This is a genomic window from Aminobacter sp. BA135, assembly GCF_050859125.1.
GTDB lineage: Bacteria > Pseudomonadota > Alphaproteobacteria > Rhizobiales > Rhizobiaceae > Aminobacter > Aminobacter ciceronei.
The window spans coordinates 795,554-807,003 of the sequence record NZ_CP139572.1 but is presented as its reverse complement, the minus strand read 5'-3'; the positions used below and the strand labels follow the sequence as shown (position 1 = coordinate 807,003).

The 11,450-nt window shown below is 64.1% G+C and carries 8 protein-coding genes and 1 pseudogene; 4 read left to right on the top strand and 5 right to left on the bottom strand.

Annotated elements, in window-relative coordinates:
- Window positions 1–201 precede the first annotated feature (201 nt).
- Window positions 202–1,905, top strand: coding sequence for a putative bifunctional diguanylate cyclase/phosphodiesterase (locus SLT36_RS03855; protein ID WP_432285919.1), 1,704 nt, complete (start codon window positions 202–204; stop codon window positions 1,903–1,905).
- Between the two features lie 42 nt (window positions 1,906–1,947).
- Here the strand turns inward: SLT36_RS03855 and SLT36_RS03850 are convergent.
- A pseudogene (locus tag SLT36_RS03850) lies at window positions 1,948–2,552 on the bottom strand (DUF1236 domain-containing protein).
- Window positions 2,553–2,675: 123 nt separating this feature from the next.
- Window positions 2,676–3,914, bottom strand: coding sequence for a flavin monoamine oxidase family protein (locus tag SLT36_RS03845; protein ID WP_432285918.1), 1,239 nt, complete (start codon window positions 3,912–3,914; stop codon window positions 2,676–2,678).
- 167 nt (window positions 3,915–4,081) lie between these two features.
- Between SLT36_RS03845 and SLT36_RS03840 the strand changes: the two genes are divergently transcribed.
- Window positions 4,082–4,900 (top strand): lytic murein transglycosylase, encoded by an 819-nt coding sequence (locus SLT36_RS03840; RefSeq protein WP_432285917.1) that lies wholly within the window; start codon window positions 4,082–4,084, stop codon window positions 4,898–4,900.
- 130 nt (window positions 4,901–5,030) lie between these two features.
- Entirely contained in the window at window positions 5,031–5,429 is a 399-nt protein-coding gene (locus SLT36_RS03835) for a hypothetical protein (RefSeq protein WP_432285916.1), read from the top strand.
- A 243-nt stretch (window positions 5,430–5,672) separates the two neighbouring features.
- Here the strand turns inward: SLT36_RS03835 and SLT36_RS03830 are convergent, their stop codons facing one another.
- The gene (locus SLT36_RS03830) at window positions 5,673–6,890 is read right to left on the bottom strand and encodes an argininosuccinate synthase (protein ID WP_432285915.1); all 1,218 of its coding nucleotides are present in this window, start codon (window positions 6,888–6,890) and stop codon (window positions 5,673–5,675) included.
- 125 nt (window positions 6,891–7,015) lie between these two features.
- A complete protein-coding gene (locus tag SLT36_RS03825; protein WP_432285913.1) occupies window positions 7,016–9,319 on the bottom strand; it encodes a Tex family protein in 2,304 nt (767 codons plus the stop codon).
- A gap of 204 nt (window positions 9,320–9,523) precedes the next feature.
- Between SLT36_RS03825 and SLT36_RS03820 the strand changes: the two genes are divergently transcribed.
- Entirely contained in the window at window positions 9,524–9,880 is a 357-nt protein-coding gene (locus tag SLT36_RS03820) for a DUF423 domain-containing protein (RefSeq protein WP_432285912.1), read from the top strand.
- A 3-nt stretch (window positions 9,881–9,883) separates the two neighbouring features.
- Here the strand turns inward: SLT36_RS03820 and SLT36_RS03815 are convergent, their stop codons facing one another.
- The gene (locus tag SLT36_RS03815; protein ID WP_432285911.1) at window positions 9,884–11,296 is read right to left on the bottom strand and encodes a helix-turn-helix domain-containing protein; all 1,413 of its coding nucleotides are present in this window, start codon (window positions 11,294–11,296) and stop codon (window positions 9,884–9,886) included.
- Window positions 11,297–11,450: the final 154 nt, after the last annotated feature.

The following is an 11,450-nucleotide window of genomic DNA, read 5'->3' as shown; positions in this document are numbered from 1 at the left end:
CAGGAAAATGCCGGGCGAGTCAAGGCAAGGGCCCGAGAACGGCGATTGTTGGCGGATTCTCGGACGAAAATCAGCGGCTGTTAATACTTCCCTGCTATTATATGTGCCATCCGGGGGGATACATGTACTATTTTAGAGTCTTCTACCACCATGTGTGATCACCGGGTTGATCCGCATAAATGTATGGACGGTGGTGACTTCATGACCCCGACCGCAGATGCCTCGCCGCTTGCCGGCTTTGTCGAGAATATCGAATTCGCGCTGGTGGTCATCGATGCCAGCCGCAACATTTCCTTCGTCAACAAGTCGGCCGAGCGCATGTTCGGCTACGACAAGGCCGAACTCGTCGGCGAAACCCTCGATCTGATCATTCCCGCGAGACTACGCGGCGCCCACAACGCCGGCATCGCGCGCGTCGCCGCCGGCACTCCATCCAAGCTGAGCGGCAAGACCGTCGAGGTTTCGGCACTGCGTCGCGACGGCAGCGAATTCCCCATCGAACTGTCGCTGTCGGTCTGGCATGGGCCCAACGGCGTTTCCATGGGCGGCATCATCCGCGACATTTCCGAGCGCAGGCAGCGCGACATGCGCCTGTATCGTCTGGCGCATCAGGACACGCTGACTGGCCTGCCCAACCGCTTGCAGTTCGACATGCAGCTTGAGGATGCACTTGAGAGAGGCGAGGCGACCGGACTTTTGCTTGTCGACCTCGACGGCTTCAAGAAGGTCAACGACACGCTCGGCCACGCCACCGGCGACACGCTTTTGCAGGCGCTTGCCGTGCGCCTGCCCGCAGCGCTCGATGCCAATGCCATAGTGGCGCGGCTAGGCAGCGACGAGTTTGCGGTGCTGTTGCGCGGTATCGACAGGCCGGCGGCGGTCGCTGCCGCCGCCAACAGCCTGCTGCATTCGTTCGAACAGCCCTTCGAGATCGGCGACCACTTTCTCAAGCTCGGCGTCAGCATCGGCGGCGCGGTTGCGCCCCGCGATGGCGGTGACTCGGAAGAGCTGATGGCCAGCGCCGATCTGGCGCTTTACCGCGCACGGCAGCAGGGCAGCAGCTATCGCATATTTGAGCCGGGCATGCGCAACGCCGTGGCCGTACGGCGCGCGCTGCAGGACGAGTTGCTGCGCGCCATCAGGGCCCGGGAATTCGTGCTGCACTACCAGCCGCAGGTCTGTCTGGAGAGCGGCAGGGTGATGGGCGCCGAGGCGCTGCTGCGCTGGAACCACCCGTCGCGCGGGCTGCTCGCGCCCGCCGATTTCCTTGCCGTGCTCGAAACGCATTCCGGCGCGCTGACGGTGGGCAACTGGATCCTTGATGAGGCCTGCCGACAGTCGGCCGCATGGCGGGCCTCAGGCTTTGCGCCGATCACCATGGCGATCAATCTGTTCGCGGTACAGGTCAATGCCGGCAACCTCGCAGAAACGGTGACGTCGGCGCTGTCGCGCCACGGGCTGCCCGCCGACGCACTGGAACTCGAAGTTACCGAAACCATCGCGCTCGATTATGAAGAGCGTACGCTGGAGCCGTTCCGCAAACTCGGCAAGGCGGGCGTCGGCCTCGCCTTCGACGATTTCGGCACCGGCCACGCAGCACTCAGCACCATCAAGCGTTTTCCCCTCACGGTGCTCAAGGTCGACCGCAGTTTCATCCGCGACATGCTGCGCGATCCGCAGGACGCGGCGATCGTGCGCGCGGTGCTAGGTATGGCAAGGGATATGGGTCTGGCGGTTGTCGCCGAAGGCATCGAGACGAAGGCGCAGGAAGCGGCTCTCTACGCGATGGGCTGCCGTCTCGGCCAAGGTTACCTCTATTCCAAGGCGCGGCCGGCGGCAGAGTTCGAGGGCCTGTTGAGGCGGGTCGAACACGCGCCAGAGGGAATCCCGGCGATACGGCTCTAGCAGCGGCCGCCGGGCAGCTCGCCCAGCGGCCAGCCTCGATGGCTAGCGGACGACGTAGACCACGCGCCGCGTCGATGGTTCGACCAGCACCGGCTGGCCGTTCACATAGACATAGCGGTATTCCGAATCCGGAATTTCGGTCAATTCGACCGTGTCGGGCAATCCGGCGCCAACGACCACTTCGCCGTCAAGATAGACAGGCTCGATCCGGTGGTCCGATACATAGGTGCGAACCTCGACGGGCGGCTCGATGGCCGGCATCACTTCACCAGCGACGATCGCGCCCGTCGTGCCGTCGATTACGACCTCGCCTGCACCACCCGCGGCCGGCGGGTCGACGACCACCACCCCGGAATCGGCCGGACGAGCACGATCTGCTGGCCGCCAAAGTCGCCGACGAGATAATCGGAATAAACCCAGCCGTCGCCGCCGGAATCGGCGACGCTGCACCATTTGCTGCCTTCAAGGCAGCCGCGAAGCGTAGTGCCCTGTCCGGCACCGATGACGCCGACGACCGGATATTGCGGGCCGGGCCCGGCGCGGACGTTGAGATCGGTCGCCGCCTGCACGGCAACGTCGGCAAATGACGGGCCGGAGAAGGCGAGAAGCGCCCCCGCGATGGCGGGCAACAACAGTTTCGTTTTCATCTTTTCGCTCCGTTTTCTTGGTCCCTCAAGGTGCCGAAACGGAGCCGACAGTCATCGGTTCCTGACGAAATGGGCCGGAACGCTCACGAATTGTAGCAGATTGACGCTGGCCGGCGTGCGCTCTTAGTGCGCCGACAGCTGCGAAGCGACCGCTCGCGCTACCGCTTCGCCAGACAGCCGGGCACCGCCGCAGGTCTGGATCAGCGGCCCCGCAAGATGCTCGCCGGCAAAGAAGATGCGCTCGCCGAGCGGCTGCATCAGGACCGACCGCGCCTCGGAACGACCGGGACGCGCTGCGGCATAGGCGCCCCTGACATAGCGTTCGCCGCCCCAATTCGTCATCATCGCCCGGCCGACATGCTTGCGCGTGTCGTTGCCGAAAATCTCGCACAGCCGGTCGGTGGCGAAATCGACGCCGGCTGCCTCGCCGGCAGCCGACAGCTCCCAGGCGAAATCGCCGCCGACGAAGCCGACCATCAGGTCGAGATCGAAGGGAAAGCTGAGGAAGTAGATGTCGTGACGCGCGGACCGCTCGACGAGCAGGTCGTCGAAGAGTTTGAGACCAAGGCGGCTGCCTTTGATTTCGACGGGCAGCTTGGTCAACATGCCCATCGGCAGGTCGAAAAACGCCGTCATATAGTGTTCCGGCAGCGCGGGCGAAAAGGCGATCTCCTCGAAGGCCAGCACCGCCGGCGATGCCGTCACGATCGCAGCCCCGGCACGCAGCACGCCGCGATCGGTGTGGCAGCTGACGCCTGCGCCATCCCAGTCGATCCGTCGCACCGGCGTGGCAAGCTCGACCGGAACATCCGCGCCGAAACGGGCGACCAGTGCGCCATATCCTTCCCGGGTGAAGTAATTGGGATCGAGATCGGCGGCATTCCTGAAGTCGGCGATCGAAATCTCGTCTTCGTCGGCGCCGAAATCCATCGGTCCGCAGAAGGTGGCGGCGGCACGCGACGAGCGTCCCTTGGCCAAGAGCGCGCCAAGCCGGTCGTCGGGGTCGGCGTGACTTTCAAGCAAGGCCGCCATGGCGGCATCCGCCTGTTTGACCTCCGCTTCCTCGGCCTCACTCGCCTTACGGTTGCGATAGTAGAGGTGATCAATGTTCATGTCGTGATGATGCATGGTCCAGCCGGCGGCCTCGGCTTCCGGGAAATAGGGGTTGCGATCGGCGGCGTGCAACCAGGCGCAACCGATGTCGAAGGGCACACCGAAGTGTTTGTTGCTGGTCCAGGCGCGCCCCCCAATACGATCCATGGCTTCCAGCACTTTGAAGCTAAGTCCTGCGGCACGCAGGACTTTTGCCGCCGAAAGGCCGGCGGAGCCGGCGCCGACGATCACAACATCGACATCATCCATGTTTTTTCCCCGCTCTCGCCATATTCACCGCTTGATCCTATGCGAGAATTTTGCCACCTGCCATTGCAGGCAGACGGGGACGTAAACGCCTTCTTAATGCTAAAAAGCGAGCGTTGGGCTGGCAACACCCCTCCCAGGGATATTGATTCAGGCATCAGGAGAACGGCATGGCATTGACTGCCAAGGTGAAGACTTTTGCTGCGGCCTCCGCCATGCTGGCGGTTTCGGCGGGCAGCGCATTTGCGGCGGAATGCGGCAACAACGCGGGCGGCTTCGAAGCATGGAAGGCGGCATTTGCCGACCAGGCGGCGGCAAACGGCATCAAGGGGAGCGCCCTCAGCGCGCTTGCCAATACGACCTATGCCACCAAGACGATCTACGCCGACCGCAACCAGAAGAGCTTCAAGCTCTCGCTCGACCAGTTCATGGCCAAGCGCGGCGGCAAGGCGATTGCCTCCAAGGGCAAGACGATCAAGAAGCAGAACGCGGCGCTGTTCCAGAGCATCGAGGCGCGCTATGGCGTGCCGGCCGGCCCGCTGATCGCGATCTGGGGCATGGAGACCGGCTTCGGCGGCTTCATGGGCAACCAGCACACGCTGTCGGCCGTCGCCACGCTCGCTTATGACTGCCGCCGTTCGGAATATTTCACCGACCAGCTCTACGCGGCGCTCAAGCTCGTCCAGAGCGGCACGCTGGCGCCCAACGCCATCGGCGCTGCTCATGGCGAAATCGGCCAGACGCAGTTCCTGCCGGTCAACGTGCTGAAATACGGTGCTGACGGCGACGGCAACGGCAAGATCGACATGGTCCGCTCCAAGGCCGACGCGCTGGCCTCGACCGCCAACTTCCTGCGCGGCCACGGCTGGAGCGCAGGCGGCGGCTACCAGCCCGGCCAGGCCAATTTCGGCGCACTGCAGGGCTGGAACGCAGCCAGCGTCTACCAGCAGGCGATCGCCATCATCGGCGCCGAGATCGACGGCAACTGACGCCTGACGACCTGACACAACCCTGTCAGGAGACATTTCCGCGGCACTGGCAAAGCCAGGGCCTCGGACGCAAAATGACAAGAGCCCGGTGGCGACGCCGGGCTTTTTCAATGCGGACGAGGATCTTGTCATGAACAGCCAGAGCGGCCTGCCCGCCGATCTCTCGCGCTTCGGCAATGTCGAAGGCTACAGCCATTACCCAAAGACCGTGACACCGGGGTTGCCGGCACCCGCCGGCGGCGGCCTGCTGAAGTGGTACGACATCGCGGAAGCCGCGACGCCGGTGACACGCGACACCAGCGCGCTTGCACAGCGTTTCCTGGCGGCGGAGACGGCGACCGGGCGACTCAAGCTCAAGGGCGAGCTCGGCTTCGTCATCCTGCACCGCTGCGGCGGCGATTTTCATTTCCTGCTGGTGAGTTCGTGGCGCAATGCCAACGAGATATGGGAAACGGTCTCGATTTCTCGCTGTTTCCGCTGCCCGGCCCGCACCGCGCCACCTTCTGCGTCTGGGAGCTGGCCGCGGTGAACCACGAGCGGCTGGCCTTCAGCCGGTACCTCTATTCAGCGCGCGACGAGGCGGCCAAGCGGGCGTATCTTGAGGATTCTTACGAAGGTGGGGCGTGAGTCTTTCATTCTCCCCGCTTGCAGGGAGAATGTGGCCCAAAGGGCTGAATAAGGGGCAGCGCGTAATTCTGAGAGGCTTGCAGGGCCCCTCATCTGCCTGCCGGCATCTTCTCCCCGTAGAACGGGGAGAAGAAAAAGCTCGTCATTACCGGTTACGCGCGGCGAGCGTGCGCAGGCGCAAGGCGTTGAGCTTGATGAAGCCGGCGGCGTCCTTCTGGTCGTAGGCGCCCTGGTCGTCCTCGAAGGTGACCAGCTTGTCGGAATAGAGCGACTTCGCGCTCTCGCGGCCGATGACCATGACATTGCCCTTGTAGAGCTTGAGGGTGACTTCGCCCTCGACGTCCTTCTGGCTGAGGTCGATCGCCGCCTGCAGCATCTGGCGCTCGGGCGAGAACCAGAAGCCGTAATAGATCAGCTCGGCGTAACGCGGCATCAGCTCATCCTTGAGATGCGCGGCACCACGGTCGAGCGTGATCGATTCGATGGCGCGGTGCGCCTGAAGCAGGATCGTGCCGCCCGGGGTCTCGTAAACGCCGCGGCTCTTCATGCCGACGAAGCGGTTCTCGACCAGGTCGAGACGGCCGATGCCGTTGTCGCGGCCGTAGTCGTTGAGCTTGTCCAGCAGCGTCGCCGGTGACAGGCGCTCGCCATCGATCGAGACGGCATCACCCTTTTCGAAGCCGATCTTGATGATGGTTGCCTTGTCAGGCGCAGCCTCGGGCGAAATGGTGCGCATGTGCACATATTCGGGTGCCTCGACGGCCGGATCTTCCAGTACTTTGCCCTCGGAGGACGAGTGCAAAAGGTTGGCATCCACGGAGAAGGGGGCCTCACCCTTCTTGTCCTTGGCGACCGGGATCTGGTGCTTTTCGGCGAAGTCGAGCAGGTCGGTGCGGCTCTTGAACGACCAGTCGCGCCACGGTGCGATGATCTTGATGTCGGGGTTGAGCGCATAGGCCGACAGCTCGAAGCGGACCTGATCGTTGCCCTTGCCGGTGGCGCCGTGGGCGATTGCGTCTGCACCGGTCTTCCTGGCGATATCGACGAGGTGCTTGGAGATCAGCGGACGAGCAATCGAAGTGCCGAGCAGGTAAACGCCTTCATAGACGGCATTGGCGCGGAACATCGGGAAAACAAAGTCGCGGACGAATTCTTCGCGCACGTCCTCGATGAAGATCTCCTTGATGCCCAGCATCTCGGCCTTCTTGCGCGCCGGCTCGAGCTCCTCGCCCTGGCCGAGATCGGCAGTGAAGGTGACGACCTCGGCGTTGAGCTCGGTCTGCAGCCACTTCAGGATGATGGAGGTGTCGAGACCGCCGGAATAGGCGAGCACGACCTTCTTGACGTCTTTCCACTTGGACATTTGAGCACGGCACCTTTTGCAAGCGGCCGGCTGGGGCCGCGTTTCCCGGGCTTTCTAAGCAGGAACGGGCAAGCGGGCAAGGGCGATCATGCCGCTGCGATAGCAGCGTGGTCGCCCAGGCTTGCTCACTTGCGCTTCATCGCCTCGAGCAGGGCCGCGCCGAACGCACCTTGCTGGTCCGCCTTGTTTGGCTGCGGCTTCGATGACGCGAACTTCATGTCGCGGCTCTTGGCGGGAGCGGCCGAGCGGGGCGCCGGCTCGCCGCCATCCTTGCGCATGGTAAGCCCGATGCGCTTGCGCGCAATGTCGACCTCGACGACGCGGACTTTCACCACGTCGCCGGCCTTCACCACCTCATGTGGGTCCTTCACGAACTTGTCGGCCAGCTGCGAGACATGGACGAGGCCGTCCTGATGCACGCCAATGTCAACGAAGGCGCCGAAAGCGGCGACGTTGGTGACGGTACCTTCGAGCAGCATGCCGGGCTTGAGATCCTTGATGTCGTCGACGCCGTCGGCGAAGGTCGCGGTCTTGAAGCCCGGACGCGGGTCGCGACCCGGTTTTTCCAGCTCGGCGATGATGTCGCGCACCGTCGGCAAGCCGAAACGTTCGTCGACGAAGGCGCGCGGATCGATCGCCTTCAGCGCTGCACTGTCACCCATCAGCTGGCGCAGGTCACGGCCGCAGGACGCCACGATCTTCTTGGCGACGCCATAGGCTTCAGGATGGACGGACGAAGCATCGAGCGGCTCCTTGCCGTCACGGATGCGCAGGAAGCCGGCGCATTGTTCGAAGGCGCGCTGGCCAAGGCGGGGGACCGACAACAGGTCGCGACGTGTGGCGAAGGCGCCCGAGGCGTCACGGTAGGCGACGATCGACTCGGCCAGCGACGGCCCGAGACCGGAGACACGAGCGAGCAGGGGGGCAGAGGCGGTGTTGAGGTCGACACCGACGGCGTTCACCGCGTCCTCGACCACCGCTTCGAGCGAACGTCCGAGGCGATACTGGTCGACGTCGTGCTGGTACTGACCGACGCCGATCGACTTGGGCTCGATCTTGACCAGCTCGGCGAGCGGATCCTGCAGGCGGCGCGCAATCGACACGGCACCACGCAGCGACACGTCGAGATTGGGGAACTCGGCCGCGGCCGTAGCGGAGGCCGAATAGACCGAGGCGCCGGCCTCGCTGACAATGACCTTTGTCGGCTTGGGTGCCGGCATGTCAGTCAGCATGTCGGCGACGAGGCGCTCGGTTTCGCGGCTGCCGGTGCCGTTGCCGATGGCGATCAGCTCGACCTTGTGGCGGATGATAAGCCGGGCCAGTTCGGCCTGGGTTCCGCGCACGTCATTCTTCGGCGGGAAGGGGTAGACCGTGGTGGTGTCGAGCACCTTGCCGGTGGCGTCGATGACCGCAACCTTGACCCCGGTGCGGATGCCCGGATCGAGGCCCATGGTGGCGCGCGAGCCGGCAGGGGCGGCGAGCAACAGGTCCTTGAGGTTGCGCGAGAAGACGCGGATCGCCTCTTCCTCGGCCGCCTCGCGCAGGTCGCGCATCAGGTCGAGCGAAAGCGAAAGCGAGAGTTTCACGCGCCAGGTCCAGCCGGCGACTTGCATCAGCCACTGGTCGCCGGGCAGGGTCGATCCAATCTGGTAGGCCGCGGCGATCATGCGCTCGACCGGCTTGACCGGCGAGGTGTCGTCGGCATCGATCTCGAGGTCGAGCGACAGCACGTCCTCGTTGCGGCCGCGCAGCATGGCGAGCGCGCGGTGGCTCGGCACGGAAGCCCAGCGCTCGGAATGGTCGAAGTAGTCTGAAAACTTGGCGCCGGCCTCCTGCTTGCCGTCGACGACGCGGGCACGCATGACGGCGCGTTCCTTCATGTGGGTGCGCAGGCGGCCGAGGAGATCGGCATTTTCCGAAATGCCCTCGGCGACGATATCGCGCGCGCCTTCCAGCGCCGCCTTCACATCGGCCACGTCGCCGGCGACGTAAGGCACGGCGAGCTCAGCGGGCACTTTTGAACGGTCGGCGAGGATGGCTTCCGCCAGCGGTCCAAGCCCGCGCTCCCTGGCAATTTCCGCCTTGGTGCGGCGCTTGGGCTTGTAAGGCAGGTAGATGTCTTCGAGCTCGGCCTTGGTGGTGACGGTGGCGATGCGGATCGCCAGCTCGTCGGTCATCTTGCCCTGGCTGGTGATGGATTCGACGATGGCAGTGCGGCGCGCCTCGAGTTCGCGCAGATAGGCGAGGCGTTCGGAGAGATCGCGCAGCTGGGTGTCGTCGAGGCCGCCGGTGACTTCCTTGCGGTAGCGGGCGACGAAAGGAACGGTCGCACCCTCGTCGAGCAACCCGACGGCAGCTATGACCTGCTCGGCCTTCGCATTGATCTCGGCTGCAATGATCGCAGCGATTTTCCTGATGTCGCCAGCCATGGAATCCTGGTGCCTGTTGTACGGGTGCGCGAACATAGTGACTGCCGGGCGGAACGCCAAACGACCATTTTCCCGCGCCGTCTCAAGCTCCACAGAAAAGCGGCAGGGCTGCGGCAATCGGCGCGGCAAACGGATGGAATTTTGGCAGGCATCTTCGCAGCTTCCGCGTATCTTCCCCGGGAAAGCGCCCTCAGGAGCAAATCAATGAAATTCGACCGGTTTCTGTTTGTCGCAGCGGCGCTGTGCGGCGCAGCCGGCGTGGCGCTGTCGGCGGCGGCCAGCCATGGCGGCAGCGCAAATGTCGCCACTGCGGCCAATTTTCTGCTGTTTCATGCACCTGTACTGATCGCTCTGTCGCTGATGGCAGCTCACAGCCGTATCCTGCACCTCGGAGCAGCCATTCTACTCCTGTCAGTGTTGCTGTTCTCAGGCGATCTCCTGGCGCGCGACTATCTCGGCCAGCGCCTGTTTCCCTTCGCCGCCCCCTTGGGCGGCACCGGCATGATCCTGGGCTGGCTGACGCTGGCGGTTGGCGGGCTGACGGTCCGCCAAGACGGCTGATCCTCAGCCGATTCGATAGGGAAGGGGATGACGGACGTCCTTGTCGATCACCAGCCGGCGCTTGAGCGGCGGCACGGCGCGCTGGAGGCAGTTGGTGCGCTCGCAGATGCGGCATGAAATGCCGATCGGATCGAAGGCGGTCCTGCTACCCAGCTCCAACCCGTCGGCATAGACAAAATCCTGCGCGTAAGTGACCTCGCAGCCAAGCGCGATGGAATAGCGCCGGTGCGGCGCGTTGAAGCCGCCACCGCCCTTGGAGATTTCCGTGGCGATGCAGAGATATCGCGCGCCGTCGGGCGTCTCGGCCAGTTGGCGGATGATCCGGCCCGGCGTCTCGAAGGCCTGGTGCACGTTCCACAGCGGACAGGCCGCACCGAAACGAGCGAATTGCAGCTTGGCGGCACTATGGCGCTTGGTGATGTTGCCGGCGCGGTCGATGCGGGCAAAGAAGATCGGCACGCCCTTGTGCCCCGGCCGCTGCAGCGTGCTCAGCCTGTGCGCCACCTGCTCGATCGAAGCGCCGAAATGCGCAGCCATCAGCTCGAGGTCGTGGCGCAGCTCGGCGGCCGCGCGCATGAAGGCCTGGTAGGGGAGGGTCAGCGCGCCGGCGAAATAATTGCGCAGCCCCATCTTGCAGATTTCCTGCGCCTCGCTGGTACGGAATTCGGCCGAACGAGCGATCTGTGCCACTTCGGCCTCCATCTCCATCTCGGCGACCTGGAAGGCGATCTGGAAGCTGCGGGTGGCCAGCGGCGAGTAGGGGTTGAGGAACAGCACTCCCGACTTGGCGTCGAATCGCCTCAGCGCATCGTCATCGGCATCGGCGCGGGCGATGCGGACGCCATGCCGGCTGTCCAGATGCGCGGCCAGCGCCGCATAACTGTCTCGCTCGCCGATGCCGAGCTCCCCGGCCAGTCGCTCTGCCGCCACGTCGAGCGCGTGGATGTAGTTGTCGACGAAATGGAAGAAGTCGCGCACTTCCTCATAGGGCGTGGGCTCGGAGGCGGATGTGCCGCGCCCCAGTGTGTCGTCAAGGCTCGCCAGCTGCTCGGAATTGCGGCGATAGGCTTGATGGGCCGAGATCAGCGCCCGGGCGAAGCCCGGCGCGTTCTGCGTCACCAGCTTCAGTTCCTGCAGGTTGGGCGCGTAGTTCTCGAAGATCGGATCGGACAGTGCCTCCGTCAGCGCCGACAGCAGCCGGTCATTGTCGCCCTGCGAAATCTCCGAGATGTCGATCTGGAATTTTTCGGCGAGCGCGAGCAGCACCGAGGCGGAAACCGGACGCTGGTTGTTCTCGATCTGGTTGAGATAGCTGGTCGAGATGCCGATGCGCTCGGCGAAGCTCGCCTGCGTCGCCTTGTTGGCCTCGCGCAGCTCGCGCACCTTGCGGCCGATATAGAGTTTGCGGGTCGCCATGTTTGCAAATTCGCAATTTACATTTCTCGAATTTGTATATTACGCTTTTGCACACTTTCAACTGTTTTCCTGCGCGCGCCATGGGGCTATTGCGCCAACTTCGCTGCTTGCCGCTGACGCGGCGAGAGGCCATTGTTTTTCAACCTGTAGCGCG

Excerpts from the sequence above, each read along its gene's own strand:
- SLT36_RS03825 (WP_432285913.1), bottom strand. The coding sequence starts at position 9,319 with ATGGCTGGCGACATCAGGAAAATCGCTGCGATCATTGCAGCCGAGATC.
- SLT36_RS03830 (WP_432285915.1), bottom strand. The coding sequence starts at position 6,890 with ATGTCCAAGTGGAAAGACGTCAAGAAGGTCGTGCTCGCCTATTCCGGC.
- SLT36_RS03835 (WP_432285916.1), top strand. The coding sequence starts at position 5,031 with ATGAACAGCCAGAGCGGCCTGCCCGCCGATCTCTCGCGCTTCGGCAAT.
- SLT36_RS03815 (WP_432285911.1), bottom strand. The coding sequence starts at position 11,296 with ATGGCGACCCGCAAACTCTATATCGGCCGCAAGGTGCGCGAGCTGCGC.
- SLT36_RS03855 (WP_432285919.1), top strand. The coding sequence starts at position 202 with ATGACCCCGACCGCAGATGCCTCGCCGCTTGCCGGCTTTGTCGAGAAT.
- SLT36_RS03820 (WP_432285912.1), top strand. The coding sequence starts at position 9,524 with ATGAAATTCGACCGGTTTCTGTTTGTCGCAGCGGCGCTGTGCGGCGCA.
- SLT36_RS03845 (WP_432285918.1), bottom strand. The coding sequence starts at position 3,914 with ATGGATGATGTCGATGTTGTGATCGTCGGCGCCGGCTCCGCCGGCCTT.
- SLT36_RS03840 (WP_432285917.1), top strand. The coding sequence starts at position 4,082 with ATGGCATTGACTGCCAAGGTGAAGACTTTTGCTGCGGCCTCCGCCATG.